We start from the raw sequence: 26,164 nt of genomic DNA on the forward strand, positions 1-26,164 counted from the left end.
TTGTGGCCGCCCCGTATCGAGGCATGGCCGGACAGGGTTGTCCGGCCGGTCTAAGGCTCACCCTCACTCGTAGAGGTAGCAGCGCACGAAGTGGTTGTCGGCAAGCTTGGTGATGGGGGGCAGCGCCTCCTTGCAGCGGGGCATCGCCTGATTGCAGCGCCCGGCAAAGGGGCAACCGCAGGACTCCGGCGTCCAGAGCGGGATCTCCCCCTTGCGGCCACCCTCCAGCTCGGCGTGGATGCTCTTCTCCGGATCGGGCACCGCCGAGATGAGCAGCTGGGTGTAGGGGTGCTGCGGGTGGTGCAGGATCTCGTCCACCTCGCCCCACTCCACCATGTGCCCCACATACATCACCGCCAGATCTTCCGCCACATAGCGGGCGGTGGCGATGTCGTGGGTGATGTAGAGCATGGAGACGCCGAGCTCGTTCTTCATCTGCTCCATCAGGTTGAGGATGCCGATGCGAATGGAGACGTCGAGCATGGAAGTCGGTTCGTCCGCCAGCACCACTTCCGCCTCTACCGCCAGATTGCGGGCGATGTTGACCCGCTGGCGCTGGCCGCCGGAGAGCTGGTGCGGATACTTGGCCGCCGTTGCTTTGGCAGGGGTCAGGCCGACCTTTTCCAGCAGGGCGTAGACCATGTCGGGCAGCTCTTTTTTGTCGATCACCTTGCTGTGCAGCAGCAGGGGACGGGCGATGTGGTGATAAATGGTGTGGGTCGGGTTGAGCGAACCGAACGGATCTTGCCACACCATCTGCACGCTCTGGCGATAGTCCAGCAGGGCGGTGCCCTTGTTGAACTCCTCCAGATCGTGGCCGCGATAGAGGATGCGCCCGGCACTGAGCTTGTACATCTTGGCGATGATCTTGGCGATGGTGCTCTTGCCGGAGCCCGACTCCCCGACCACCGCCAGGGCGCGGCCCCGGTGCAGGTTGAAGGTGATGTCGGAGAGCGCCCGCATCTTGCCACTCTTGATGGCATTGGAGTTGATGGGGAAGTCCTTGTAGAGGTGCTGGACTTCGATGATGGGTGCATCGGTTTTGGCGATTTGCATGACAGACATCCTTAACAGCCAGCGGCCTTGTCCAGATAGATCACGGAATCTTGTTGCAGCCCCTGCTCCTCATAGAGGTGGCAGGCGGTCTGTTGCCCGGGGCGGATCTCGGCCAATTTGGTGTACTCCTGACGGCAGCGATCGTGCACCTTGCCGCAGCGGGCCTGAAAGCGGCAGCCGACCGGCACCTCCAGCAGGTTGAGCGGTGTGCCAGGGATCCCCTCCAGTACCTTCTTCGGCCCGTGCAGGGGTGGGAAGGAGTTGCCGAGCCCTCTGGTATAGGGGTGCAGCGGCGCGGTCAGGATCGCCTTGGAGGGGGCGACCTCCACCAGTTCACCGGCATACATGATGCCGATGCGATCGCAGAACTCCACCATCAGGGAGAGGTCGTGGGTGATGAACAGAATGGAGAAGTTGAACTTCTCTTTCAGGGCATAGACCTTCTGCAGGATCTCCCGCTGTACCACCACATCGAGCGCCGTGGTTGGCTCATCCATGATGAGCAGCTCGGGGTTGAGCGCCATGGCGATGGCAATCACCAGCCGCTGGCGCATGCCGCCGGAGAACTGGTGCGGGTAGTCCTTGAGCCGGCTCGGGTGGATATCGACGATGGTGAGCAGCTCCTGGGCGCGCTTGATCGCCTCGTAACGGGTCATGCCGGGGTTGTGGGCCAGCAGCACGTCGCAGAACTGCTCCTCCATCCGCAGCACTGGGTTCAGGGCGTTCATGGCGGACTGGAACACCACCGACACCTGTTGCCAGCGGTAGGAGCGCAGCCGCTCGTCACCGTAATGGAGGATGTTCTCCCCTTTGAACAGGATCTCGCCACCGCTGATGTAGGCGGGCGGCTTGTGCAGCCGGGCCACCGAGAAGGCGACGGTGGATTTGCCGCAGCCCGACTCACCGGCAAGACCGAAGATTTCGCCCTGTCTGATATCGAAGCTCACCGAGTTGACGGCGCGCACGTCGCCATTTTCGGTGATGTAGTCGACGCAAAGATTGCGTACTGACAGCAGGGGATGCTTGTTCATGCTGTCTTCTCCTGTGCGGCAGAGAGTGGTGTTGCGACCGGTGTTGCAAGTTTCTTCCAGCGGCTCAACCCTTTGTGGGAGCGCAACTGCGGGTTGGCAATCTCGTCGATGGCGAAGTTGAGCAGGGCCAGACCGGCACCCAGGGTGGCGATGGCGAAGCAGGGGGCCAGGATCTCCCACCAGGCGCCGACCAGAATGGCACTGGAGGTCTGGGCGTTGTAGAGCATGATGCCCCAGCTCACCACAGTCGGGTCGCCGAGGCCGAGGAACTCCAGGGTCGCTTCGGTGACGATGGCGTAGATGATGGAGCCGATGAAGCTCACTCCGATGATGGAGATGAGGTTGGGCAGGATCTCCACCAGAATGATGCGCCAGGCCGGCTCGCCCAGCACTTCGGCGGCGATGACGAACTCCTTCTCGCGCAGGGCCAGGGTCTGGGCCCGGATGACCCGCGCGCCATAGGCCCACGAGGTCAACCCTATTATCACGGCAATCACCGCCGGTGACGCCTCCCCGATAAAGCTCGCCAGCACCAGTAGCAAGGGGAGGTTGGGGATCACCAGCACCACGTTCATCAGGAAGGTGAGGCATTCATCTACCAGACCGCCGAAGTAACCGGCGGTGATGCCGATGGCGACGGCCAGGGTGCAGACCAGCAGGCCTGCGCTGAAGCCCACCAGCAGCGAAATACGGGCGCCGTTGGTGAACTGGGCCCAGATGTCGTGGCCCATGCGGGTGGAACCCATCACGAACTCGGCACTGGGCGGCTGGTGCGGGCGAGCCACCCGTTTGGTCGGCTCGTTGCTGGCCAGAATGGGGGCAAAGAGGGCCATCAGTACGAAGGCAACCACGATGGCGAGGCCACAGGCAGCCTTCTTGTTGCCCAGCAGGATTTTGAGAATGGTCGGCATACGCATCTTATTTGCCTCCTGTACGCAGACGGGGATCCAGGAAGACGTAGAGCACGTCGGCCAGGAAGTTGAAGCTGAGCATGGTGATGGTCATGATGAGCAGCTGCCCCTGAATGAGCGGGTAGTCGCGGGCCAGAATGCCCTGATAGAGGGTCAGGCCCAAGCCGGGATAGTTGAAGATAACTTCGGTGATGAGAGAGCCACCGATGACGAAGCCGAGCGCCATCGATAGGGCGGTGACGCTGGGCAGAATGGCGTTGCGGGCGCCGTAGTTGAAGATCACCCGGTTGCTGGAGAGCCCCTTAGCCTTGGCCATGGTGATGTAATCCTCGCCCAGCAGGTTGATCATGTTGTTGCGCATGGTGATGAGAAAGCCCCCCACCTGCACCACGGCCAGGGTCAGCACCGGCATGATGGCGTGAGTCATGATGCTCTTGATGTGCTCCCAGCCCCAGTCAGCCTTGATCTCCGGGCTGTAGGCGTAGCCGATGGGCAGCCATTCGAGGCTGACCCCGAACAGGAACAGGGCGAGCAGGGAGACCACCACCGGCGGAATGGCCTGCATCACCAGGGTGAGCGGGGAGAGAATACTGTCCATCCGGCCGCCGCGATACCAGGCGGCGAAGATGCCAACGATGGAACCGATGGAGAAGCTAAGGATGGTGGAGGTGCCGACCAGAAACAGGGTCCAGCCGATGGCACGGCCCAGCACGTCAGAGACCTGCTGCGGGTAGAAGCGCACCGAGGTGCCGAGATCCCAGGTGAATACACTCTTCACATAGGTGAGAAACTGGGTGCCGATAGGGCCGTCGACAAAGCCGAAGGTGGCTTTGAGGGCTTCCAGGGCGGCGGGTTCCATCATGGCGCCAGCGCGGGCAAACATCACGGAGACAGGATCCCCTGGCATGGCACGGGGTAACAGGAAGTTGATGGTGGCGGCTACCAGAAAGGCAACCAGATAGAAGGAAAAGCGTCTCAGTATGAATCCCATGATAGTACCTTTTACTGCAAGTCTGCCCCGCGTCGGGTATAGCTACCCCAACCCCGGCGGTGCCGGGCAAGAAAGGGGTTAACGGGGAAGATGGCCCCCCGCAGGGGGCCGGGATTGTTTAGCTGTTTGGCTTGAGGGACAACACGTGCAGCAGACGCTCAGGGGTGTCCGGGTGGAGCTGAGGTTTGGCTACCGGGTTATCAGCACTGAACCAGCCGTTGAAGCGCTTGGTGCTGTACTCATACCAGGTCGGGTTGTTGAAGACCGGAATGATGGTCTGGTTGGCACCAACACGATCCTGGATGGCGAACATGATCTCCTTCTGCTTGGCCGCATCGGCGGTCTGGGTGAAGTCATCGATCAGCTTGTCGAGTTCGGGATCCTTGTAACGGGGCGCGGCGAAGCGGTTGCCACGGTCACCCATGTTGCGGGAGTGGAACGCGGTCTCGAAGTACTTGTGCGGGTTGGCACCGGCAAAGTAACCCTGCAGGGCGACATCGAAGTCACCGGTGATCAGGTTCTCGGTCCAGACGGTCGCTTCCGGGGTGGCGGTCTTGGCGTTCAGGCCCAATGCCTGCAGCCCTTCTACACCAATCTGAACTGTGTTGACCCAGTCGGTCCAGCCGTTCGGTACCAGTACCTTGAACTCGATCTTTTTGCAGCTCGGGGTGTCGAGGAACTTGTCGCCGTCACAATCCTTGTAGCCTGCCTCTTTCAGCAGGGCCTTGGCCCCTTCCAGATCGAACTTGTTGTACTTGCCGTACTTCTTGTCCACTTCCGGGTTGTTCCAGGAGTCAAAGGCTTTGCCCAGACCTGACGGGTACTCGTTGACGGTGGGGTAGCCGTAGCCTGCGATATCCACCATGGACTGGCGGTCCATCGCCATGGAGAAGGCGCGGCGGAAGTTGATGTCGTTGAAGGCTTCGTTATTGCCCGGGTTCTTGGTCTGGAAGTTGACGTTGAACGCCACGGTACCAGAGGCCGGGAACCAGTATTTGTTGTTCTTCGGATCGTTGCCGACGTAGAGGCGCTCGATATCCGGCACGAAGGAGCCGAACCAGTCGATGTCACCTTTCATGACAGCCGCCAGCACCTGGTCGTTGGTGGCCATCTGCGGCATGCGGATACAGTCGATGGCGAGGTTGGCGTTATCCCAGTAGTGCGGGTTGCGGCACTGGGTATAGAGCTGGGCGGAGAAGTTGTCCACTTCGGTGAAGGGGCCAGTACCGACCGGCTTGTCGTTGGTGAAAGCAACCGGATCTTTCACCGATTTCCACTGATGCTCCGGCACGATAGGTACCAGCACCAGATCGTTCACCACGTTGGTGTTGACCTCGGTCAGGTCGAATTTGACCTTGTTGGGGGCCAGCTTCTCGACGCTCTTGATCTGGGTCCAGATTGAGCGCTCATCCAGCGCCTTGTTGGCCTTGACCAGATTGAAGGAGAAGATGATGTCATCGGCATCAAAGGCTTCGCCGTCAGACCACTTCACGCCGTCACGCAGATCGAAGGTGACGGATTTCAGGTCATCGCTGAACGCATAGTTGGTGGCCAGACGATAGACGGGTTTGCCCCCTTGCATATCGTTGAAGATCACCAGCGGTTCATAGATGAAGTGACGGGTGGTGTGCAGCAGGCCCGCTTGCAGGAAGGGGTTGAAGTTCTTGACCCAGGCGGTTTCCTGCTGTGCAACCATGGTCAGCACGGTTTTGTTTTCTGCGGCCATGGCGTTACCGGCGGCACCGGCAAGCATCATGGTTCCCAGCATTACAGCGGTAGAGATTTTGGATACTTTGGCAAGCATATGTTTTCCTTTCTTATTTTTTGGCATTCCCGAGGGTTCGCCTTGTTTTGTGTGAGCACCGGTTTCGCATGCTGATGAAATCGGCCCTCTGTGTTGGTCAGGTGTCTAACCTTTGTCGTTCTGTTTTCCAACGCCCTAAGCAAACCAGAATTAACAGGAAAACAACAACTATTGATTTCGTTGTTTTCGTAAAAATTGACGGTGTTACGTCAATCTCGTCAAAATGCTTTTTTATCTTTTTAAAATCATTGATTTGCGTTATTTGCTCTCGCGTAGGAAGTGGCTGTGAAAATGGCGTATATGACAAATTTGTGAATTGGATCTGCTCTCGGTTTCGGGGTTGTGCGGGGCTTTTTTTTGCATAAAAAGAAACCAGATTGCCAATTGTGATCCGGCGCCCGTTTAGGGCGCCGTGTCACGGCTTGCGGTTGGCGAGTTGACGCAGGGTCTGTGCGCTGTGCTGCAACTGCTGGCGCTGGTGGTCATTGAGCGGGCAGTGGCCCAGCACATACTCGGTGGTGGCCACTACCGTCTTCCAGCGTGGTGACTTGGGCAGGGTGTCCAGACTCAGGTATTTGTCGAGGGTGCGGGTCTGCGGGCTGGATCTGTCCATATAGACCCGCCACAGCTTGCTCTTCTCTGCCAGCACGATTTTGCCCTTGCCGGTCCCCTGCTGCCAGGCATCCAGGGTGAGCTGCATGGTCTCTACCAGCGCACGGCGCAGCGGCTCGTCATCCTGCTGGCGAATGAGGTCGTCGGCCAGCGAACGGAACTCGCCACCCAGGCGGCTCAGCTCGCCCAGCAGCTGTTCATCTTCGATGATGGCTTGCCGCGAGAGGTTCTTGAGGGCGTTCTCCAGCGCCATTACCCGGTTCTCATCCTGACGCAGCTCGGTACTCAGAGTGAGGGCGAAAGCGGCCTGTCCTCCGAGCGCGATGGGCAGGGCACGGGCGTTGAGTACATCTTTTTGCCCGGCCACCAGAAATTCCAGATTGTGTTCCCGCTCGCTGGCAAGGTCGGGCCACTGCTGTTGCAGCGGGGTGGCGAGCCACTCATTGAGGGGCTGCCCCTCCATGGCTTCCGGCTCCTGACCCAGCAGGCGTGCCATCACCCGGGAGGCAAACAGCACTGTGCCCTGCTCGTCGATAAAGATCATGGGGTCGGCCCCTTCGCCGAGCAGGGCCAGCAGGCGCTGCTGATCCTGATGCAGTCGATCCTGCAGGGTGAGGCGATGTTCGATCTCCTGCTTCAATAGCCGGTTCTCTACCAGCGAGGCGCGTCCGGCCTTGGCCTCCAGCAGTGCCTTGACTCGGGCAAACAGCTCCTCCTTGCAGAAGGGTTTGACCAGATAGTCGTTGGCACCGGCCCCGAAGCCCTCCTCGATATCCTTGGGCTGGTTAAGGGCGGTGAGCAGCAGCACCGGCAGCATATCTTTCGGGTGCTGCTGGCGCAGGCGGCGGCAGACGTCAAAACCGGAGAGGGTCGGCATCATCACATCGAGCAGGATGAGGTCCACCGGCTCCTCGGCCAGCTTGGCCAGCGCATCGTGGCCGTCACTGCTGGGCAGGATGCGGTAGCCGCAGGGCTGCAGCAGATGGCGCAGGATGTGCAGGTTGATGGGCTCGTCATCCACCACCAGAATGAGCGGAGCATCCTCGGGGGGAGGGGGCAGATCGTCGCTCTCCCAGTCCGGCAGGATCAGCGGTTGCTGGCGCACCAGCTGATGCTCGATCTGGCGGCTGTCGAGAGTCAGATTGGCCGCTTTGCCGGTGGCAAGGGGCAGGGTAAAGGCGAAGGTAGAGCCAACGCTCGGCTCGCTCTCGACAAACAGCTCGCCTCCCATCAGGTGCACCAGCTGGCGGGTGATGGAGAGGCCAAGGCCGGCCCCCTGCTTGCTTACCTCCGGGCTCATCTGCACAAGCGGCTCGAAGATATGCTCCAGATGATCGGGGGCGATGCCGATGCCGGTGTCTGTGACCTTGATGCGCAGGAAGTTGTTCTCGACGATGGCACTGAGCACCACCTTGCCCTGCGGCGTGTACTTGATGGCGTTGCCCACCAGGTTGTAGAGCACCTGTTCGAGTCGTTGCTCGTCGGCCAGCACCGGCGGTAGTTCGGCCGGGCTGATATCCACCAGGGTGAGGGGTTTGGCCTGCACCAGATGCTGGCAGAGGTCCAGCACCAGCCGGATAACCCCCTTGGATGAGACGGGCTGGGAGTGGATCTCCAGCTGGCCGTAGCGCATCTGGTGGTAGTCCAGCAGATCGTCCACCAGACGGGCCAGGCCGTCGGCGCTCTTGATGATGAGGCCGAGCTGCTTTTGCTGCCCTTCGGTCAAATCCTGCTGGCTGGCGAGCATCGACTCTGCCATCCCCTTGATACCGTGAATGGGGGTACGCAGCTCGTGGGAGGTGTTGGCCAGCAGTTCATCCTTGAGCTTGTCCGCTTGCTGCAGGCTGAGGTTCTGCTTGTGGGTCAGCTTGACCTGCTGTTGCAGCTCCTGGGTCTGCTGTTCGATCAGTTCGATCTTGTCCTTCACAGAGCGCTGCATATGGCGAAACGCCTCGGCCAGCCGGTCGATATCATCGCCGGTGCGCTCGATGGCGATGGGGTGATCCAGCGCGCCGTCGGCCACCTGCTCGGCTGCTTCGGTCAGGGAGCGCAGCGGCGCCGTGATGGAGTGGGAGAGCCAGCGGGAGAAGAGGATCAGCAGTAGTACCGAACCCGCGCCCAGCACAATTACCAGAGTTTCCAGCTGGCGGATCGGGGCATAGGCTTCCCGGGTGGAGATCTCGGCGATAAAGGCCCACTCGGTATCGAACACCTTCACCTGGGTGTAGGCGGCCAGCACCTCGTCATCCTGATAGGAGTGGAACAGCCCTACCCCCTGCTCGCCAGAGAGAGTCTTGGTGATGAGGGGTGTTTGCAGCGGCCGGAAATTGGGGCTGAAGCTGTTCTCGACGCTGAACTCCGGCGCCAGCCAGGCATCGGCGCGCATCCGCTTGTCGGGGCCGATCAGGATGGTTTCGCCGGTTTCGCCCAGCCCCTCCCGCTCCGCCATGATCTGGTTGAGCTTGTCCGGCAACAGCTCGAAAATCACCACACCGCGCACATAGTCGTACTGCATCACGGGGGCGGCCATGTAGGCGACCACCTGCCCGGTCAGCTCGTTTCGGCCAAAATCGGTGAATTCGAAGATCTGCTGCGGTTTCTGGCCGCCATCGAGGCGGCGTTTGATCTTGGCGAAGGTCTGGCCCAAGCCACTGCCCTGATAAGGTCCGGAGAGCAGATTGGTGGCAAAGTTAGGGTGCTTGGTGACCGAATAGACCACATCACCGTTGAGGTCCACCAGAAAGATGTCGCTGTAGTTGGACTTGCGCACCATGTCGGCATAGCCGCGATGAAAGCGCTGGTGCACCCGGCCATACATCTCGTCGGCGAGGATAAGCGCCGTGATGGAGGGTTCGATCTCGACCTGACTGTCCGGTTTGCGCAGTTGATCCCAGGAGCCTGGCAGATAGCGGGCCTGAGCACGGCTGCGGGCCTCCTGCGGTGTGGTGCCCAACTTCTCGAAGGCGCCGGTAAAGCCATAGAAACGGCCGATACTGTTGCCGGCAAAATCCTGCTGGGAGAAGTTGATGATCTGCTCTTTGAGGTTGTTGAAGTAATCCTCGAGCTGACTCTTCTTGATATTACGAACGGAGACCAGATGGTTGGAGGTCTGGGTGGTGAGATCCTTGCCGTGGCTGTATAGGAAGAAGAGGGTGATGACCAAAAAGGGCACCATGCCCAACATGAAAAAAGCCAGCATTAACTGCGGCCTGAGCCCACGAAGCGTGAAGATCCATTTCATCTTGTGATTTTCAATTGAGAATCCGGTTATTAAGCCGCTCAAGTCTCGAACGAAAGCGTAATCATTTCAACGACTTTATCCCAAATTCGCTTGGTGGGTCACAGCTGGCTGGAGAAAAATGCAGCAAGGCGTTTAAACCCTGAGCAAACAGTCTGCATCAGGGCTTAAATTGCGAAAAAGGGGTTGTGCTGGCGCTCGTGGTACGTATAATGCGCCTCGTTGTCAGGCAACTGGCACGAAAGCAGTAACGCGGGAATAGCTCAGTTGGTAGAGCACGACCTTGCCAAGGTCGGGGTCGCGAGTTCGAGTCTCGTTTCCCGCTCCAATTTTCCATCGCACCAACGATGGAACACACTCTCAAGACAATCAGTCTTGTCAGCATGGCGCGTTAGCAAAGCGGTTATGCAGCGGATTGCAAATCCGTTTAGTCCGGTTCGACTCCGGAACGTGCCTCCATCTTTTTTCTGTTTATCTTAATCATCACTATTCGAGTCTGAGCCTTGGTCAGTATCCTTGCTGTACCAGTAACTGCTCGCAGCCAGCCTGTTTCCACTCGCGCTCGAGATAGTGGCTCACATCCGCCATGTTTTGCCCCCGATATTGAAACTGCACCTCGGCACTGTGCTGGTTGAGATCCGCAATCCGTTGCTTCAGTGTGCCGCATTGCCACAGGCTGACGGTGGGCACGCCCCGTTCGGCCAGCACGATGGCATCTTCCCGATTCAGTTGCCACTCCTCCAGTTGTGCCCGTGTCAGGGCAACCATCAGCACCAGCAGTGCCACTTCCGGCAGTTTCATGCGTGTCTCCCTACTGCATGTTTTTCCCCTGATAACTGTGGCAAAGCGCACGATTTTCGCAAGTTTGTTAATTGTTGGTTAATGACGTAACCCGTTTTCAGTATTTCCCGTTTTTCACCATTTTTTTATAAAAAAATGCGTTGGTGATGTAGTAATCCTACATGGAGTGGGGTAATCTTTGTTCAGTGGTCTTACCAGTAAGGAGTTACATCATGTTTCATCCCTTTTCCCTGACTCAGATTATTCTTCGTCGCATTTATGTATTGCTGGTGGGCATTCTGGCTTTCCCCGTGATGCTGTTTCGCAGCGATCGTGCCCGTTTCTACAGCTATCTGCACCGGATCTGGAATAAAACCAGCACCAAACCGGTGTGGCTCAAAATGAGCGAGCGTGGCGAGCGGATCTTCTACTAAACCCCATTCGCACCATGTGCAAAAAGAGACAGCCAAAGCTGTCTCTTTTTTTATCTGTTTGCCGCAACTCCTGGCTCCCAACTCCCCGCCCCCGCTTGTTGATTTCTTGTTTCTTGAAAGTTGCATCCAGCCCTGCCTGTTGGCGGGGCTTTTTTATGTCTGACACATCTCTTTTGATGGAAGCAGTGAAGAAGATTAACGGGATGAAAGCACCATATGGCACTTTACTCGTTCATTAATGGGTGGTCGTCGAGAAATTTCTAATGATGAAATAGCTGTTTAAAATCAATTAATTGAGTGTCTGTCTTTGGGTTTTTTAACTCTTTTTGTGTTTTTTTTGAAAGGGAATATCCCGTTTGCCGGTTCTATTGCAGGTACCCGGTTGCGACAAATCGGGGATATCAGCAACATCCAACGACATCAAAAGGAACATGAACATGAATGTTAAAAAAAGCACTGCTATCGCCTCCGCCATGACCGGTCTGCTGGCGCTGGGCGCCCAATTTATCGCGGCACCAGCAATGGCTGCCGATGAAAAGGAGAAGTGCTACGGCGTGGTCAAGGCCAGCAAGAATGACTGTGCGACCAAGAGCAGCTCCTGCGCCGGTACTGCCAAGGAAGATGCTCAGGGTGATGCCTTTGTGGTGATGCCCAAAGGGCTGTGCGAGAAGCTGGTCGGCGGTTCGCTGCAACCGAAGTAAGAGACATCGGGCAGGGGATGGCCAACGGCCGCCCCCTGCATCTTCTCTGGTTGGCGAAAGCGAGTCTTGCGATGAACCCTTTGATTGGCATCGGATTACGCACTCCCCATTACGACGAGATCCGGCAAACCCTGCCGGCAGTTGGTTGGCTGGAGGTGCATAGTGAAAATTACTTCGAACGGCACAGCCAGGGTTTTCAGGTGCTCGCCGAACTGGCGCAGCACTACCCCGTCAGTCTTCACGGCGTTGGCATGTCCCTCGGTTCTGCCGACCCGCTCGATCCGCACCATCTGCAGCAGTTGTCGACACTGGTCGCGGCGATCAGACCGGCACGGATCTCCGAACATCTCAGCTGGGGCAGCATTGGCGGGCGTTATTTCAACGATCTGCTACCGGTGCCCTATACCCGCGCCTCTCTGCGCAACATGAGCGACAAGATCCAGCAGGTACAACAGACTCTGGGTTGCCGCATGCTGATTGAAAATCCCTCCTCCTATCTGCAACTGCCCGGGGAGATGAGCGAGTGGGAATTTCTGGCCGAGCTGCAGCAGCGCAGCGAGTGCGGCATTCTGCTCGACCTCAACAATCTCTATGTCAGTGCTTTCAATCACGGTTTCTCTTGCGATGAGTATCTGGCGGCGATCGATCTCGCCACCGTCGGGGAGATCCATCTGGCCGGTTATACCGAGAAACAGCTGCCGGAAGGCTCTCTCTATATCGACACCCACAGCGCCCCTGTGGTGGCACCGGTCTGGGAACTCTATCGCCAGATCTGCCGCAAGCAGGCCATTCCGACCCTGATTGAGTGGGACCTCGAGATCCCGCCGCTGCCGGTCTTGCTGGCAGAGGCGGCGCAGGCCGGCGCCATTCTGGATGAGGAGTGCGCCATGAGTGCGCCACGGGAGGTGGCCCATGGCTGAACTGGCACAGCTGCAACAGCACTTTGCCGATGGTCTGCTGGGGGCGCCTGACGCCATTTCCCCTCACATCAGCTCCCGACTCTTTTCTGCCGAATCTGTGCTGCAGGTCTATCGCAACCACTTCATCCTGAGCCTTGGCGAGGTGCTGGCGAGCAGTTATCCCGCCGTCAAGGCCATGGTCGGGGATGACTTTTTTGCAGCGGCGGCCCGTGGCTTCGTATTGGCCGAGCCCCTCAGGGAAGGGTGCGTCATGCACTATGGCGCCGGATTTGGCCAATGGTTGGCCCGCTTGCCGACTACAACCGGACTGCCCTGGCTGGAGGCGCTGGCTCAGTTCGAATGGCAGCTTGAGCGTGCCAGTCTGCTGCCGCTGGAATCACGCTGCTGGCCAGCCGAGCGTCTGGCCGCATTATCGCCGCAACAATGGGATCGGCTGCGACTCTTGCCGGCCACGGATCTGCTGCTGGTTGCCAGTGATTATCCGGTGCTGGCCCTGTGGCAGATGGCGCTGCACGGTGGTGAAGCGGTGGAGGTGCTTGATGCCCCCGTCTGGCTGGCATTGAAGAAACAGCCGGATTGCCGGGTTGCCCCCTTGCCCCTGACGGTGGGTGAGTGGGCGCTGCTACAGGGATGTCTCGCTGGTACGGCGCTGGTCGATCTGCTGGCGGCCGACCCTGCGGCCAGTGAACATCTCACTCGCCTGATAACCCTTGGTCTGCTGGTGGATATGGAGGTAATGCCATGATGGCAAACAAATGGCTGGCGCTGGCCAGCTCGAGTGGTGATTTGCCGCGCTGGAGCAGTACTGGTGTGCTGTTGCTGGCGCGGCTGTGGGTCGCGTCGGTTTTTATCACTTCAGGCTGGCTCAAGCTGACGGCGTGGGAGTCCACCCTCTATCTGTTTGAATCCGAGTATCAGGTGCCCCTGCTGCCCTGGTTGTGGGCTGCTTATCTGGGGACGGCGACCGAGTTGTTGCTGCCGCTCTTCCTGCTGGCGGGGCTTTTTACTCGCCCGGCCGCCTTGCTGCTGTTTGGCTTCAATATCATGGCGGTGATCTCCTACCCGACCCTCTGGGCGGGTGGCTTTTACGATCACCAGCTGTGGGGCTGGATGCTGCTGACCCTGATCATCTGGGGCGGCGGTGTGCTGAGCCTGGATCACTGGCTGACACGTCGCAACCATTGATTTATCGATGATTTCCCCCAATCACAAAGAGCGCCACAAGGCGCTCTTTGTCATAATGACGGCCGGCGAAATCTCCCATGAGAGAAAAGGAGCAGCCAATGATTATTCGTCAGGCAAGGGCCGCAGATATTCCCGCACTGGTGGCGCTGCGCATGGAGCTGTTTTGTGAGGTCGGTGAGCTGGTGACGCCGCAGGCAGACCCGGCCTTGTGGCAGGCCACCCTTGACTATTTCACCCGGGCGATGAGTGAAGAGAGTGCTTTATCATGGCTGGCTGAGGCCGATACGCAGAAGGGCGGCAAACAGATCGTGGCGGCCGGGACGCTGGCACTATTTGTACGGCCACCCTATCCCGGCAATCTGGCGGGTGTGGAGGGGTATCTGCTCAATATGTATACGCGGTCACAATGGCGCCAGCAGGGGATCGCCACGGCGCTGCTCGATGCCATTACAGCCTTCGCCAGCGCGCGTCAGCTGGGCAAGGTGTGGCTCCATGCCAGCGAGCAGGGGCGCCCTCTCTATGAGCGGATCGGCTTTGTCGCCAATCCGGCCTATCTGGAGTGGGACCTGGCACCTTAATCGATGGGCCCCCGTTATCTCTATGGTTTCTCGTCTAAAGTTCATGCAGATGTGACGTAGTTGTAACCAGGTAATAGAGGGGCAGGGCATATGTTCAACTTCAAACTCAAAGCGGAATTACAAGCGTGCCAAATGCAGTTGGCCCAGGCCCAAGCATTTATTGATGCAGTAAAAGTCGGTGTCGCTACCATCAGTTTCACTCCAAGCGGCGAGATCCTCGAGGCGAACCCGTTGTTTCTGAATGTGGTGGGCTATAGCGAGCAGGAGGTGATTGGTAAACACCACCGGATTTTTTGTGATGCCCACTACGTCCAGTCATCCTCCTACGCCCAGTTTTGGGAACAGCTGCGTCAGGGGCATAGCCACAGTGGCACTTACCAACGCTTTGATAAACAGGGTCGGGAGTTGTGGCTGGAGGCGACCTACTTCCCGGTCAAGCTTGACGGCAAGGTGGTCAGGGTGGTCAAGATAGCCTCCGATATCACCGAGAGTTATCAGCAGTTGAGTCGTCAGAAAGCGATCATCTCGGCACTCGATCGGGCGCTCGCCATTATCGAGTTCACCCCCATGGGGGAGATTGTGACGGCCAATCAGAATTTCCTCTCCTGCGTCGGTTACTCCCTTTCGCAGCTCAAGGGGCAGCATCACAGGCTGTTTTGCGATGAGAGCTTCTATCGCGAGCAACCCCACTTCTGGGACGATCTGGCCCACGGCCAGCTCAAGTCTGGGCTGTTCAGTCGCCGTGACAGCCACGGCAACGAGATCTGGCTGGAGGCTACCTACAACCCCATCAAGGATGAGAGCGGCAAGGTGGTCAAGGTGATCAAGTTTGCCAGTGAGGTGACAGAGCGGATCAAGCGCGCCCAGGCAGTGAGCGAGGCGGCCAACATAGCCCAGACCATTTCGCAGGAGACCACCCGCTTTGCCGAAACCGGGTCTGAACTGCTGGCGGCATCGGTTGCCATCTCCAGCGCCATTTCCGAACAGGTGAGTCGCACTTCCGGCCTGATTGGCCAGCTCAATGAGCAGTCGAAAAGCATTGAAGCCATTGTCTCTACTATTAGTAGCATTGCCGAGCAGACCAATCTGCTGGCCCTTAACGCAGCCATCGAGGCTGCCCGGGCCGGCGATCAGGGGCGCGGCTTTGCGGTGGTGGCCGACGAGGTACGTCAGCTGGCTGCGCGCACCTCCCTCTCGACCGGCGAGATCGCCAGCGTGGTTCAGAAAAACCGCGAACTGACGGCCCAGATCACCGGCAACATCAATGAGGTGGCCACCAGCGCCCAGCGTGGCAAGGAGCAGATCGGCGAGGTGAGTGGCGTGATGGCACAGATAGAGCAGGGTGCCATCAATGTGACCGAGACAGTCTCCAATCTGGCAATCGGCTCCTGACGGTTATTGATTGTTGAACGAGGCACCGATCGGATGATAATCCCATCGGTGCTTATTTATTGCGCACTTGATATGCCAATCTGAACCCCTCCTGTATCGTCCCGCCATTGTGAATTGTCCTCTTCTGGCCCCTTGATTAGGCTTGCCGCCTCATTTATTTCAGAGCAGGAACAGAACACGATGGCATTACAACAGAAGGGGCGGGCAATGGCCCTGCTGGTTATGGTCGCGAGCATGGGTCTGGGCGGCTGTATGGGGCAGATGGGGCTTTCCGGCATGGTCACCAAGGGCAACTTGAGCGTGGTGGATAACCGCTACGCTCGTGCCGGGGTCTTTATGCTGCTCTCCCCTGTCTACGGTTTGGCCGCGACCGCTGACCTGTTCGTCTTCAATACCATCGAGTTCTGGTCTGGCAAGAACCCCATCACCGGCAAATCTCCGGCTGTGGTGGACATGAAAGCCAATCCGGTGATCAAGGTGAACCAGCATCTGGATCCGGCCCTCAAGAAGGTGCCGCTGGCCATGCTGCCACAAGGGGTGCGCGAGGTGGAGATCAGCTACCCGGACGAGCATACCGCCCAGATGGAGGTGCACTATCTGGATGGTCGCCGCAGCATGATGCGTGGCGAGAAGCGTGGCGAGTTGATGGATATCTACTTCGATGGCCGCTTTGTCTCTACCCTGAGCCGCGCAGAGCTGGAGCAGATGAGCGAGAACGCCCGCACGGCGGCCTGATCATCAGTGCCTATGCCGACAAGAACGCCCCGCAACTGCGGGGCGTTTTGCATTGGGCCTAGTCGGGCTGCTTGCGATGGGGCGGGGTGAGGATCAGCCCCAGCAGGCGGCGCAGGTGGGTGAGCTGTTCGGTCAGCTGGACGTTGAGCCAGAGGTAACCATTGATGGCTGCCTCTGCGTTGGGCGGCAGCGATACCCGGGTCGCCACCTCGTGCAGGCGGGCGATGGCGTCATCTGCGCCGCGACCGTCACCGGTTTGCATCATCAGGGCAAGCTGGTTGATCGCCTCCTCGGTGGCCAGATGGCAGGCTTGCAGCGCAGCCGTGCTCTGCATCAGGAAGTGGCTCTCCCGATCGTTCCAGTAGGTGTTGGCCAGCATCTCAAGAGTGCAGAGGGTGTTGCGCATGGTGACCTGCACCGCATCAAACAGGGCGACGCTGTGGCGCGTCTCCTTGGCTGCTGGTGCCAGCAGGGCCCGCAGTTTGCCGGTCTGTGCCAACAGTTGGGAGAGATTGTGCTTGAGGCGCGGGCGCTCCAGCACATTGGGGGAGAGGTGAGTGTGATAGAGCCGCCCAGACTGCTGCAGGATCTGGTGCAGTTGCAGCCGCCAGTGGCTGTAGGCCCGCTGGGGATAGATGCTGCAAAAGAGCAGCGCCAGCAGGGAGCCCAGTATTACGTCGGCACTGCGCCACAGCGCCGTCTCTATATCCCCCGGCATGGCCCCCATGGTGACCCCCAGGGTGATGCCGATCAGCAGCCCCACATAGGGGCGCTTGCCGAGGGCCAGATAGCCGCAGAGGAACATGATGCAGCCGCACCAGATCAGGGTAAGCGGTAGCGAGTAGATCTCGAGATAGAGCGCCACCACCCCGCAACTGGCGCCGAAAATGGTGCCCACCACCCGCTGCAGGGCGCGGGAGAGCACATTGCCCCAGAACGAGATGGGGCCCATCACCACTACCAGGGTGATCAGCGGCCAGGTGCTCTCCGGCAGTTTCAGCTCGCGGGTCAGCAGAAAGGTGAGCATAAAGGCGAGCGCAATGCGCAGGCCATGGACGATCCGGTAGCGGCCATAGACCAGCAGATCGAGTCGGGAGAGGGGGGCATCAAGACGCACGGTCTGCCTCCTGTCAGGTGGGTGACGGGGCGCCGAGCATCCGGCCGACGCCCCGTCGGGATTTAGGCCAGTCGTCCCTGCAGGGGGTGGATCCAGACCCGCTCGCCAATGGCGATCCCGGGTTGGTCCGGTACGATTTCGATCAGGCAGTTGGCCTCGGCCATGGAGCTCAGAATGCCGGAGCCCTGTGGCCCTGTGGTGCGCACCCGCAGCTGGCCGTTACGGTCCTGATGGAAGATGCCGCGCAGAAACTCGGTGCGCCCCGGGCGGCTCTTCATCTTCTCGTCTGCCAGTGCCGAGAGGCGCAGCGGCTGCCACCGCTTGCCTTGCAAGCGGGCGATGGCGGGCTCGACAAATTGCAGTACGCAGATCATCGCCGCCACCGGATTGCCCGGCAGGCCGAAGAAGGGGGTCTGCCCCAGCTTGCCAAAGGCGAGCGGGCGGCCCGGTCGCATCTGGATGCGCCAGAAATCGATTTGGCCAAGCTCAGCCAGCACCAGCTTGATAAAGTCGGCGTTGCCCACCGAGACCCCGCCGGAGCTCAGCACCAGATCGGCGCTGGCGGCGGCCTGCTCCAGCTGCTGGCGCAGGATGGTCTTGTCATCGGGGATGATGCCAAGGTCCATCACCTCGCAACCGGCGGCACGGATAAGGGCCATCAGGGTGAAGCGATTGCTGTCGAAGATATGGCCGGGGGCGAGCTGCTCGCCCGGCGCCTGCACCTCGTCACCGGTACTGAACAGCGCCACTTTCAGCGGGGTGCGCACAGTGAGACTGGCCTGACCGAGGGATGCCGCCAGCCCCAGCTGGGGGGCGCCCAGCCAGGTACCGGCCGGGATGGCGACCGCACCCTTGGCGAGATCTTCGCCGGCCAGGCGCACATTCTGTCCTGCGCGGATCGGTGCGGTGACCGTGACCCACTCACCTTCAATCAGCGTCTCTTCCCGCATCACCACGGTATCGACACCGGGGGGCAGCGGGGCGCCGGTCATGATCTGCACCGCCTGACCGGCCAGCACAGGCTCGTGGCGCTGCTGGCCCGCCAGCACTTCCCCCACCAGCTGCCAGCGACCGGTGGCGAGATCGTCGCTGCGAAGGCCAATACCATCCATCGCCGAGTTGGCGTGGGGCGGCACATTGATGGGGCTTATCAGATCGGCGGCCAGCACGGCGCCGTGGCACTGGGCCAGCGGTTTATCGATGCAGGCGTTGCTCGGGGTGAGGGCCGCCAGAATGGCGTTGCGGGCCGCCTCGACCGAGAGAAAGCCCTTGCCCGCCTCCGGCTCCTTGCTCTGGCAGCCGTCAAGCCAGCGGCAGACGAAGTCGGCAATGGCCGCCAGATCGTTGATATCGAGGCGGGGCAGGCTTGTCTGCTGTTGTTCGCCACTCTGTTGGGGCTGATCGCTGGCCAGCGCGATGATGTCGCTGTCTTCGGGGAAGAGCAGCGGCTTGCCAATCTCGGCGCGGTGCAGCTCGATTTTCGGGAAGTGCTCGTGCTTGAACCCCTCGACCAAGAGCAGATCGAGCTCTGTCTGATCGAAGCTGGCCAGCAACTGGCGAAAATCGGCTTCGGCCAGCTCGGTCTCGCCGTGCGTTGTTTCAGTAATGCGAGCATGACGACGGCGGGAGGCAACCATCATCTGCTGGGCACCCGCCTTGCGCAGGCGGTAGCTGTCTTTGCCCGGTTGGTCGATATCAAAGTCGTGGTGGGCGTGCTTGAGCACCCCGATCCGCAGGCCGCGATCCACCAGCAGGGGGATCAACTGCTCCAGCAAGGTGGTCTTGCCGGTGCCGCTCCAGGCGGCGAAGCCGAGCAGGGGAAGAGTGGGGGCCGGGGTCATGAGGTGACTCCTTGTTGGGGGTCGATAGCCGTGGCGAGCAGACGGGCCTCGTAGGCGGCCAGCTCGGCAGGGCTGTTGAGATTGATAAAGGCATCCGGCTGATCGGCAAAGCTCACCACCGCCATGTTGTGGCGGGCAAACCAGATATCGATTTTGCGCTCCCCCTCTGCCAGTGCGGCGGTGAGGGAGGGGAGCAGGGATTTGTGCAGCAGGGCCACCACGGGTTGCAACCAGTCGCCATCGTGGGCCACTACCAGCTCGGTATCCGGGGTCAGGGCGGCGCGAAAGCGGCTCATCAGATCCAGCGGCAGGGCGGGGCCATCGCAGGGAACGAACAGCACCCAGTCGTGACGGGCGGCGGCAAGGCCCGCCTGCATGCCCGCCAGCGGGCCGAGATAGTCGTTGTTGTCATCGCTGATGACCGGGGCCAGCGCCTGATAGCGGGGCTGACTGCGGTTGGCGTTGATCAGCACTTCATCCACCTGGGGGCGCAGGCGCGCCAAAACATGGTCGATAAGAGGGCGTCCCGCCAGTGCTACCCATCCCTTGTCTTCGCCCCCCATCCGGGTGGCGCGGCCTCCTGCCAGGATCACTGCTGATACGGCAACGGGATCAGAGTGGCTGTCGCTTTTTGAAGTCATGTCGCTCGATGATTTTTAAAGGGGTCGTCTCTTGCAGCTGGCCACGGGCGAGGGTCCATTGCCGCTCGCACAGGGAGGTCAATGCGTTGCTCTGGTGGCTGATGACGACCAGGCCGCTGCCATGTTCCCGCAGATCTTGCGCCAATGCGGCCATCAGGGCAACCGAATGTGTGTCGAGATTGGCGGTGGGCTCATCCATCAGCAGAAAGGCCGGTTGCAGCGCCCAGGCGCGCGCCATTGCCAGCCGTTGCCGTTCGCCACCCGAGAGAATGCTGATGTGCTCCCGTGCCAGCCCCTCCAGCTCGACCCGGCGCAGCGCCTCGAACACCCGGATCTCGCTGCCGAGCTGTTTATCGAGCGCCCAGGCCACGTTGTCGTGAACTGTGCGATCGAACAGATAGGGGGTCTGGTGCAGATAGGTGACCCTGCCCGGCCCCAGATCCCGCTTAAGCAGCCGGTTGATCCGCTGTTGCCAGCGCCCCGGCAGATTGGTATGGCCGCGGGTAGGGGCCAGCAGCCCGGCCAGGATTTTGAGCAGAGTGGTCTTGCCCACCCCGTTGGCTCCATGCAGCCAGATTGCATCCCCCGGTGCGATGGCGAGCCGGTCAATCTCGAACAGTTGGCGCTCGCCAAAGCGCATCGTCAGCTGGTGGGCGGTCAGGGCCATGGGGTACTCCTGTTGATACACAGTGGGGGCATGGTCAGTTCTTCAGATAGCTGTGGTCGTGCCAGAGATGGGGTCAGCAGCATTCGGTAATGGCTAACAGTGCGCTGCGCCATGGTCAGTTCTTCAAATAACTGTGGCCGCGGCACGCCGTCAGCAACAGGTTGAGCAAGAGGGCGAGGGTGAGCAGCACTATGCCGAGCGCCACCCCCTGAGTGAAGGCCCCTTTCTGGGTCTCCAGCGCGATGGCGGTGGGGATATTGCGGGTGAAGTGCAGGATATTGCCCCCTACCATCATGGAACAGCCCACCTCGGTGACGATGCGGCTAAAGGCGCCGATGATGGCGGCCAGCAGGCCAAAGCGGCACTCGTGCATCAGGCCGATCAGCGCCTTGGGCCAGGAGACCCCCAGGGTCAGGGCAGTCTCCCAGGCGCGCCGATCGCTCTGAACAAACGCCGCGTGGGCCATGGTGGCGATCACCGGGAAGGCGATCAGCATCTGCCCCACCACCATCGCCTGCTGGGTAAAGAGCAGCTTCCAGTCGCCAAAGGGGCCGGCCCGCGACAGCAGCATATAGAGCAAGAGGCCAATCACCACGGTCGGCACCGATTGCAGGGTATTGATGCAGGAGAGCCAGAACCAGCGGCCGGGCAGCGGCAGATAGGCCAGGGCAAAGCCCAGCAGCAAGGCGGGCACCAGCACCAGCAGCAGGGCGATGCAGGAGACGGAGAAGGAGACCCCCACCACCTGCCACAGTTCGGTGTCACCACTGAACAGCAGGGCGAGGGCAGCCAACGTAGTATCGAGCAGAGTCGGCATCAGACCTCTCTCTCATCGTGCAGGGCGAGGGCCGTCAATACGGTCGTGTCGAGCAGGGTCGGCATCAGGCGCCTCCCACAGCGAACCGGGGGAGGGCCATCAAGGTCATCGCAGGGGTCAGGGTTGCCATTATTTCCCGTTGGCATCCGCTACAAACAGCGCTTGACCCGCCACCTTGAAGTCGCCGATCAGCTTCTGGCCATGCTCGGAGACCAGCCAGTTTTTCAGGGTGCGGGCCCCTTCGGTGTTGAGATCCGGGTAGCGCTTGGGGTTGACCAGGATCACCTGATAGGGGTTGAACAGGCGCTTGTCACCCTCCAGCAGCACGGCGAGATCCAGCTTGCTCTGGTAGGCGAGCCAGGTGCCGCGGTCGGTCAGGGTGTAGGCACCGAGCTCCGAGGCCATGGTCAGGGTCGGGCCCATCCCCTGGCCGATGGATTTGTAACCGGCAAACTCGGGTTTGACGTCAGCGGCTTGCCACAGGGTCTTCTCCTTGATGTGGGTACCGGACTCGTCACCGCGGGAGATAAAGGTCTGGCCCTGCTCCTTGATGGCTTGCAGCCCCTTGGCTGCGTCGTGCAGTTTGCCGAGACCCGCCGGATCTTTGGCCGGGCCGACGATAACGAAGTCGTTGTACATCAGGTGCACTGGCTCGATGCCAAAGCCTGCGTCGACAAACTTCTTCTCGGCAGAGGGGGCGTGGGTCATCACCAGATCCGCATCGCCGTTCTCGCCCATCTTCAGGCTCTGGCCGGTACCGGCCGCCATCACCTGCACCGGATAACCGGTCTCCTTGGTGAACTGGGGCAGCAGCCAGCCCAGCAGACCGGACTGTTCGGTACTGGTGGTGGTGGCGAGGCGGATTGGCGCCTTGGTAGTGTCAGCATGGGCCGCGCCGGCGATCAGCAGGCTGGCGGCGAGGGAGAGGGCAAAACGTTTGAGGTTGGTTTTTATCGTCATCGTGATGCAACTTTTTTCAGGGTGGCTGAGGAGAGGGCAAGAGTAAGCAAGCAGGGTGCCAAACTGTTCCTTTGCCGCTGCATTCACGGTTTGCCGTTTAAAAACAGAAGCTTATTAGAATCAATTAGGTGAGCTTGTTATCGCTTTTAATAATTGGTGTTGGTGCTTTTGATACGGGAAGGACAAAATGTCCCACTAAGGTTCCGGTTATCGGGACATTCACCGACCGTACGTGCATCCGAGGTACTTTTTTCCATGACACTCCCTCCCAGCCGCTGGTCTGCCCTCTCCCTGCTTATCGTTGACGATGAGCCCGGCATGCGCAGCTTTCTGGCCAAGGCGCTGGCCAAGCGTTTTGCCCAGATTGAGACTGCCGCCAGCGTGGAGGAGGCGGAAGCCCTGCGCTGCCGCCTTCACTTTGACCTTATCATCGCCGACATCCGGCTGCCGGGGCGCTCCGGCATCGAGTGGCACGAGGCCATAGACCCGGCCACTCGCCGCAGCGACATCATCTTCATGACCGGTTTTGGCGATATGGAGACCGCCCTCAAGGCGCTGCGCCTCGGCGCCAGCGACTTTATCCTCAAGCCCTTCAACCTCGATCAGATGGTGCAGGCGGTGGATAGAGTCATCGAGCGCCGCCAGATGGAGCGGGAGAACCTGCTGCTGCGCCGGGAGGTGAGCAAGCTGTTCCCGCCCACCCTGATTGGCGACAGTGCCAAGACCCGCGAACTCAAGACGCTCATCGCCAGAGTGGCCCCCTCCAACGCCGCCGTGCTGGTGGAGGGGGAGTCCGGCACCGGCAAGGAGCTGGTGGCCCGCGCCCTGCATCAACTCTCTGGCCGGATGGGGGCCTTTGTGCCCCTCAACTGCGCCTCCATCGCGCCGGAGCTGCTGGAAAGCGAGCTGTTCGGCCACGTGCAGGGGGCCTTTACCGGCGCCCGCAAGGGGCGCGACGGTCTGTTCCGGGTTGCCCATCAGGGCACCCTGTTTCTCGACGAGATCGGCGAAATGCCCCTTGCCATGCAGGCCTCGTTGCTGCGAGCACTGGAGCAGAAGGCCATCCGCCCGGTGGGGGCCGAGCGCGAATTGGCGGTGGATGTGCGCATCGTTGCCGCCACCAACCGCAACCTCAAGGCCGAGGTGGAGGCGGGCCGCTTTCGCGAAGATCTCTTCTATCGCCTCAACGTGGTGGCGCTGCCGGTGGCCCCGCTGCGGGAGCGGATAGACGATATCCCCGCGCTGGTACACCACTTTACCCGCCAGCTCACCGCCGAGATGGGGATGGGCTCCTTGAGCTGGACCCACGAGGATGTGGTGGCGATGCAGGCTTACCCCTGGCCCGGCAACGTGCGGGAGCTGCGCAACCTTATCGAGCGCTGCCTGCTGCTGGGCAAGCCCCCGGCGGATTACTGGCAGAGCAGCAAGCTTGCTGAACAGGGGGCGAGCGAGGAGGGCTATCCGCTGGCATGGCCGCTGGCGGAGGTAGAAAAAGCCCACATCCTGCAGGTGGTGGCCAGCCATGATGGCAACAAGTCGGCCGCCTCCCGGGTGCTCGGGGTGGCGCGCAAGACGCTGGATCGCAAATTCAAGGAGTGGGCCATCGAATGAGGAAGGCTGACTGGATGGGGTGGCGATGCAACTGACCCTGCTCTCCCGCTGCATGCGCGCCCTGTTGCCCCGTTGCGTGCGCACCAAAGTGCGCTGGCGCCTGCTGTTGCTCACCTCGGTACCCATCATGCTCACCCTGGTGGGCATGATAGCGCTCACCCTCTACTGGACTCTCACCTACAGCTGGCAGAACCTGCTCACCACGGTGCGCAGCGATCTCGGGGTGGCCCATCACGCCATCACGGTGCAGCAGCAGCGCCAGACCGAGCATCTGGAGCATCTGCGCGATGCCTGGGCCTTTCAGCTGCGGCTGCGGGAATCGCCGGATCAGCTGCATAACTGGGTGATGCCGCTGGCGGCCAACTATGGTCTCGATTTTCTGCGCTTGCGCCGTGGCCCCGAGCTGGATCAGCTGACGGCGCAGGAGCGGGCCGCCCTCACGGCCGGGCGCAGCGTCAGCCACTTCGTGGTCTGGTCGCAGCAGGAGATGCTCGCTCTCTCCCCGCAACTGGCCAAGCGGGCCGTGCTGTGGCAGCGGGATGGCACCAGGGTGGTGGAGAACAGGGGGCTGATCAGTCTGTCACTGACCCCTGTGATGGGCCGCGACGGCTCCCTTTGGGCCGTGCTGGAGGGGGGAGAGCTTGTCAACGGCAGCACCCGGCTGGTGGATGAGCTCAAGGGGCAGGTGTTTGCCAAAAACACCCTGCCGGATGGCAGCGTCGGCACCGTTACCCTGTTTCTCGACGATCTGCGGGTGAGCACCAACGTGCCGGTCAGCAGCAGCCGTCAGGTGGGTCGGGCGGTGGGTACCCGGGTCTCGCCGCCAGTGCGCGAGCAGGTGCTGGGGCGGGGGGAGATGTGGGTTGACCGCGCCTTCGTCCACGACGCCTGGTATGTATCTGGCTACGAGCCGCTGCTGGGGGCCAGGGGCGAGCGGATCGGCATGCTCTATGTCGGTTTTCTCGAGTGGCCCATTATCCGTACCTACCTCACCAATCTGGTGGAGCTGGGCTCCGGCGTGGTGCTGCTGTTGCTGCTCTCCGGCCTGCTGGTCTATCGCGGCGCGCGGGATCTCTTCTCCCCTATCGAGCGGATGCACAAGGTGGTGCGGCAGGTGCAGACCGGGGAGTCGGCTCGCATCGGCCCGCTGGCCCTCGACCCCGACCACGAGCTGGCCCAGCTCGGTCGCCAGTTCGACGCAATGCTGGACAGGCAAGAAGCGCATCAGCAGCAGATGGCCCGCAGCGCCGATGAGCTGGAGCAGAAGGTGGCCGAGCGCACCCAAAGCCTCGAGCTCAAGACTGCCGAGCTGGAAGATCATATCCATATGCTGACCGAGGCGCGCCAGCAGCTGCTGATCAGCGAGAAGCTGGCGGCCCTTGGCGAGCTCTCCGCCGGGGTGGCCCACGAGATCAACAACCCGCTGGCGGTGATCCTCGGCAATGTGGAGCTGATGAAGCTGGAGCTGGGGGAGGCGGCCGAGCCGGTCAGCGAGGAGCTGGCGCTGGTGCTGGCCCAGATCGAGCGCATTCGTGCCATCACCCGCAGCCTGCTGCAATACTCTCGCCCCGGCGATTACGAGACGGCGCCGGTGTGGCAGCACCTCAATCCCATCATCGAGGAGAGCCTGACCCTGGTGCGCTCCGCCCTGCGCCAGCAGCAGGTGGAGCTGGTGGCCGATCTCAGGGCCCAGCAGCCCATCGAGGCGGATCGCCAGCAGCTATTGCAGGTGCTGATAAACCTCCTTGTCAACGCCAGCCACGCGCTGGGGGAGCAGGGGGAGATCCGGGTCGAGAGCCGCGACTGGGTCGATGAACTGGGTCAGTTGCGCGGGGCCGAGGTACGGGTGATCGACAACGGCAGCGGCATCGAGGCGGCCATTATCGACAAGATCTTCGACCCCTTCTTCACCACCCGCGCCACCGGCACCGGGCTGGGGCTGGCCCTGAGCCACCGCATCATCAGCCGCTGGGGCGGCGAGCTCTTGGTGGACTCCACCCCGGGGCAGGGGAGCTGCTTTACCGTGCGGCTGCGCAGCCACGCCCTGCTGCCCAGCGGCAGCGAGCCCGCGAAACTGGAAGGGTGGCGCATCGCCCTCAATGCCGAGGGGCGTGAGACAAGCGATTGATGCTGTTATAAAAA

23 protein-coding genes and 2 tRNA genes are annotated in these 26,164 nt (G+C 60.8%); 12 read left to right on the top strand and 13 right to left on the bottom strand.

Going from position 1 to position 26,164, the window contains the following annotated elements:
• Positions 1 to 63: 63 nt before the first annotated feature.
• The 6 genes from BN1139_RS07435 to BN1139_RS07460 all read right to left on the bottom strand — a co-directional run bounded on the left by BN1139_RS07435 (position 64) and on the right by BN1139_RS07460 (position 9,646).
• A complete protein-coding gene (locus BN1139_RS07435; protein WP_005353824.1) occupies positions 64 to 1,056 on the bottom strand; it encodes an ABC transporter ATP-binding protein in 993 nt (330 codons plus the stop codon).
• Between the two features lie 11 nt (positions 1,057 to 1,067).
• On the bottom strand, positions 1,068 to 2,087 hold the full coding sequence (locus tag BN1139_RS07440; RefSeq protein ID WP_005353822.1) for an ABC transporter ATP-binding protein: 1,020 nt from the start codon (positions 2,085 to 2,087) through the stop codon (positions 1,068 to 1,070).
• Complete coding sequence (locus BN1139_RS07445) at positions 2,084 to 3,004, bottom strand: ABC transporter permease (RefSeq protein WP_005353820.1); 921 nt, start codon at positions 3,002 to 3,004, stop codon at positions 2,084 to 2,086. Before BN1139_RS07445 ends, BN1139_RS07440 begins: the two co-directional genes overlap by 4 nt.
• A 1-nt stretch (position 3,005) precedes the next feature.
• Positions 3,006 to 3,989, bottom strand: coding sequence for an ABC transporter permease (locus BN1139_RS07450; protein ID WP_005353818.1), 984 nt, complete (start codon positions 3,987 to 3,989; stop codon positions 3,006 to 3,008).
• A 118-nt stretch (positions 3,990 to 4,107) separates the two neighbouring features.
• On the bottom strand, positions 4,108 to 5,793 hold the full coding sequence (locus BN1139_RS07455) for an ABC transporter substrate-binding protein (RefSeq protein WP_005353816.1): 1,686 nt from the start codon (positions 5,791 to 5,793) through the stop codon (positions 4,108 to 4,110).
• A 415-nt stretch (positions 5,794 to 6,208) separates the two neighbouring features.
• Complete coding sequence (locus tag BN1139_RS07460; RefSeq protein ID WP_041202730.1) at positions 6,209 to 9,646, bottom strand: ATP-binding protein; 3,438 nt, start codon at positions 9,644 to 9,646, stop codon at positions 6,209 to 6,211.
• Positions 9,647 to 9,895: 249 nt separating this feature from the next.
• Between BN1139_RS07460 and BN1139_RS07465 the strand changes: the two genes are divergently transcribed.
• Positions 9,896 to 9,971: transfer RNA gene (locus BN1139_RS07465), tRNA-Gly, on the top strand.
• Positions 9,972 to 10,028: 57 nt separating this feature from the next.
• A tRNA-Cys gene (locus BN1139_RS07470) sits at positions 10,029 to 10,102 on the top strand.
• Positions 10,103 to 10,150: 48 nt separating this feature from the next.
• Here BN1139_RS07470 and BN1139_RS07475 read toward each other — a convergent pair.
• On the bottom strand, positions 10,151 to 10,444 hold the full coding sequence (locus BN1139_RS07475) for a hypothetical protein (RefSeq protein ID WP_005347702.1): 294 nt from the start codon (positions 10,442 to 10,444) through the stop codon (positions 10,151 to 10,153).
• Between the two features lie 212 nt (positions 10,445 to 10,656).
• Here BN1139_RS07475 and BN1139_RS07480 point away from each other — a divergent pair, with 212 nt between their 5' ends.
• The 8 genes from BN1139_RS07480 (at position 10,657) to BN1139_RS07515 (ending at position 16,368) form a co-directional block, all read left to right on the top strand.
• Complete coding sequence (locus tag BN1139_RS07480; protein WP_005334863.1) at positions 10,657 to 10,857, top strand: YbfA family protein; 201 nt, start codon at positions 10,657 to 10,659, stop codon at positions 10,855 to 10,857.
• Between the two features lie 437 nt (positions 10,858 to 11,294).
• Complete coding sequence (locus BN1139_RS07485; protein WP_005334862.1) at positions 11,295 to 11,558, top strand: BufA1 family periplasmic bufferin-type metallophore; 264 nt, start codon at positions 11,295 to 11,297, stop codon at positions 11,556 to 11,558.
• 71 nt (positions 11,559 to 11,629) lie between these two features.
• The gene (bufB, locus tag BN1139_RS07490) at positions 11,630 to 12,478 is read left to right on the top strand and encodes an MNIO family bufferin maturase (protein WP_005353812.1); all 849 of its coding nucleotides are present in this window, start codon (positions 11,630 to 11,632) and stop codon (positions 12,476 to 12,478) included.
• Complete coding sequence (locus BN1139_RS07495) at positions 12,471 to 13,223, top strand: HvfC/BufC N-terminal domain-containing protein (RefSeq protein ID WP_013723538.1); 753 nt, start codon at positions 12,471 to 12,473, stop codon at positions 13,221 to 13,223. The genes bufB and BN1139_RS07495 overlap by 8 nt, the downstream gene beginning before the upstream one ends.
• The gene (locus tag BN1139_RS07500) at positions 13,220 to 13,663 is read left to right on the top strand and encodes a DoxX family protein (protein ID WP_005353801.1); all 444 of its coding nucleotides are present in this window, start codon (positions 13,220 to 13,222) and stop codon (positions 13,661 to 13,663) included. Before BN1139_RS07495 ends, BN1139_RS07500 begins: the two co-directional genes overlap by 4 nt.
• Before the next feature lie 98 nt (positions 13,664 to 13,761).
• Positions 13,762 to 14,241, top strand: a complete 480-nt coding sequence (locus BN1139_RS07505) for a GNAT family N-acetyltransferase (protein ID WP_005353798.1) — start codon at positions 13,762 to 13,764, stop codon at positions 14,239 to 14,241.
• Positions 14,242 to 14,331: 90 nt separating this feature from the next.
• Positions 14,332 to 15,633, top strand: a complete 1,302-nt coding sequence (locus tag BN1139_RS07510) for a methyl-accepting chemotaxis protein (protein WP_005353794.1) — start codon at positions 14,332 to 14,334, stop codon at positions 15,631 to 15,633.
• A 180-nt stretch (positions 15,634 to 15,813) separates the two neighbouring features.
• The gene (locus BN1139_RS07515; protein ID WP_005353791.1) at positions 15,814 to 16,368 is read left to right on the top strand and encodes a DUF3332 domain-containing protein; all 555 of its coding nucleotides are present in this window, start codon (positions 15,814 to 15,816) and stop codon (positions 16,366 to 16,368) included.
• A gap of 58 nt (positions 16,369 to 16,426) precedes the next feature.
• Here the strand turns inward: BN1139_RS07515 and BN1139_RS07520 are convergent, their stop codons facing one another.
• From BN1139_RS07520 to BN1139_RS07545, 6 genes are all read right to left on the bottom strand, one after another.
• The gene (locus BN1139_RS07520) at positions 16,427 to 17,485 is read right to left on the bottom strand and encodes an FUSC family protein (RefSeq protein WP_005353787.1); all 1,059 of its coding nucleotides are present in this window, start codon (positions 17,483 to 17,485) and stop codon (positions 16,427 to 16,429) included.
• 62 nt (positions 17,486 to 17,547) lie between these two features.
• Positions 17,548 to 19,326: a bifunctional molybdopterin-guanine dinucleotide biosynthesis adaptor protein MobB/molybdopterin molybdotransferase MoeA gene (locus BN1139_RS07525; protein ID WP_005353785.1), complete on the bottom strand. Its 1,779-nt coding sequence runs from the start codon at positions 19,324 to 19,326 to the stop codon at positions 17,548 to 17,550.
• Entirely contained in the window at positions 19,323 to 19,967 is a 645-nt protein-coding gene (mobA, locus tag BN1139_RS07530) for a molybdenum cofactor guanylyltransferase MobA (protein ID WP_005353783.1), read from the bottom strand. Before mobA ends, BN1139_RS07525 begins: the two co-directional genes overlap by 4 nt.
• Entirely contained in the window at positions 19,939 to 20,634 is a 696-nt protein-coding gene (locus BN1139_RS07535) for an energy-coupling factor ABC transporter ATP-binding protein (RefSeq protein WP_005353782.1), read from the bottom strand. The genes mobA and BN1139_RS07535 overlap by 29 nt, the downstream gene beginning before the upstream one ends.
• A 115-nt stretch (positions 20,635 to 20,749) precedes the next feature.
• Positions 20,750 to 21,451 (bottom strand): ABC transporter permease, encoded by a 702-nt coding sequence (locus BN1139_RS07540; protein ID WP_005353780.1) that lies wholly within the window; start codon positions 21,449 to 21,451, stop codon positions 20,750 to 20,752.
• 129 nt (positions 21,452 to 21,580) lie between these two features.
• Positions 21,581 to 22,411: an ABC transporter substrate-binding protein gene (locus tag BN1139_RS07545; protein WP_005353779.1), complete on the bottom strand. Its 831-nt coding sequence runs from the start codon at positions 22,409 to 22,411 to the stop codon at positions 21,581 to 21,583.
• 255 nt (positions 22,412 to 22,666) lie between these two features.
• On the opposite strand from BN1139_RS07545, the gene BN1139_RS07550 reads away from it, so the two are divergent.
• Together BN1139_RS07550 and BN1139_RS07555 are read left to right on the top strand one after the other, a co-directional pair.
• Positions 22,667 to 24,022: a sigma-54-dependent transcriptional regulator gene (locus BN1139_RS07550; protein WP_005353777.1), complete on the top strand. Its 1,356-nt coding sequence runs from the start codon at positions 22,667 to 22,669 to the stop codon at positions 24,020 to 24,022.
• A gap of 25 nt (positions 24,023 to 24,047) precedes the next feature.
• Positions 24,048 to 26,150, top strand: a complete 2,103-nt coding sequence (locus BN1139_RS07555) for a sensor histidine kinase (RefSeq protein WP_005353775.1) — start codon at positions 24,048 to 24,050, stop codon at positions 26,148 to 26,150.
• Positions 26,151 to 26,164 lie beyond the last annotated feature (14 nt).

It is taken from the genome of Aeromonas veronii bv. veronii (assembly GCF_000820225.1).
Taxonomy (GTDB): domain Bacteria; phylum Pseudomonadota; class Gammaproteobacteria; order Enterobacterales; family Aeromonadaceae; genus Aeromonas; species Aeromonas veronii.

Bases quoted from the DNA above. Each gene is read 5' to 3' on its own strand.
- BN1139_RS07435 (WP_005353824.1), bottom strand. From the start codon at position 1,056: ATGCAAATCGCCAAAACCGATGCACCCATCATCGAAGTCCAGCACCTC.
- BN1139_RS07440 (WP_005353822.1), bottom strand. From the start codon at position 2,087: ATGAACAAGCATCCCCTGCTGTCAGTACGCAATCTTTGCGTCGACTAC.
- BN1139_RS07445 (WP_005353820.1), bottom strand. From the start codon at position 3,004: ATGCGTATGCCGACCATTCTCAAAATCCTGCTGGGCAACAAGAAGGCT.
- BN1139_RS07450 (WP_005353818.1), bottom strand. From the start codon at position 3,989: ATGGGATTCATACTGAGACGCTTTTCCTTCTATCTGGTTGCCTTTCTG.
- BN1139_RS07455 (WP_005353816.1), bottom strand. From the start codon at position 5,793: ATGCTTGCCAAAGTATCCAAAATCTCTACCGCTGTAATGCTGGGAACC.
- BN1139_RS07460 (WP_041202730.1), bottom strand. From the start codon at position 9,646: ATGAAATGGATCTTCACGCTTCGTGGGCTCAGGCCGCAGTTAATGCTG.
- BN1139_RS07475 (WP_005347702.1), bottom strand. From the start codon at position 10,444: ATGAAACTGCCGGAAGTGGCACTGCTGGTGCTGATGGTTGCCCTGACA.
- BN1139_RS07480 (WP_005334863.1), top strand. From the start codon at position 10,657: ATGTTTCATCCCTTTTCCCTGACTCAGATTATTCTTCGTCGCATTTAT.
- BN1139_RS07485 (WP_005334862.1), top strand. From the start codon at position 11,295: ATGAATGTTAAAAAAAGCACTGCTATCGCCTCCGCCATGACCGGTCTG.
- bufB (WP_005353812.1), top strand. From the start codon at position 11,630: ATGAACCCTTTGATTGGCATCGGATTACGCACTCCCCATTACGACGAG.
- BN1139_RS07495 (WP_013723538.1), top strand. From the start codon at position 12,471: ATGGCTGAACTGGCACAGCTGCAACAGCACTTTGCCGATGGTCTGCTG.
- BN1139_RS07500 (WP_005353801.1), top strand. From the start codon at position 13,220: ATGATGGCAAACAAATGGCTGGCGCTGGCCAGCTCGAGTGGTGATTTG.
- BN1139_RS07505 (WP_005353798.1), top strand. From the start codon at position 13,762: ATGATTATTCGTCAGGCAAGGGCCGCAGATATTCCCGCACTGGTGGCG.
- BN1139_RS07510 (WP_005353794.1), top strand. From the start codon at position 14,332: ATGTTCAACTTCAAACTCAAAGCGGAATTACAAGCGTGCCAAATGCAG.
- BN1139_RS07515 (WP_005353791.1), top strand. From the start codon at position 15,814: ATGGCATTACAACAGAAGGGGCGGGCAATGGCCCTGCTGGTTATGGTC.
- BN1139_RS07525 (WP_005353785.1), bottom strand. From the start codon at position 19,326: ATGACCCCGGCCCCCACTCTTCCCCTGCTCGGCTTCGCCGCCTGGAGC.
- mobA (WP_005353783.1), bottom strand. From the start codon at position 19,967: ATGACTTCAAAAAGCGACAGCCACTCTGATCCCGTTGCCGTATCAGCA.
- BN1139_RS07535 (WP_005353782.1), bottom strand. From the start codon at position 20,634: ATGGCCCTGACCGCCCACCAGCTGACGATGCGCTTTGGCGAGCGCCAA.
- BN1139_RS07540 (WP_005353780.1), bottom strand. From the start codon at position 21,451: ATGCCGACTCTGCTCGATACTACGTTGGCTGCCCTCGCCCTGCTGTTC.
- BN1139_RS07545 (WP_005353779.1), bottom strand. From the start codon at position 22,411: ATGACGATAAAAACCAACCTCAAACGTTTTGCCCTCTCCCTCGCCGCC.
- BN1139_RS07550 (WP_005353777.1), top strand. From the start codon at position 22,667: ATGACACTCCCTCCCAGCCGCTGGTCTGCCCTCTCCCTGCTTATCGTT.
- BN1139_RS07555 (WP_005353775.1), top strand. From the start codon at position 24,048: ATGCAACTGACCCTGCTCTCCCGCTGCATGCGCGCCCTGTTGCCCCGT.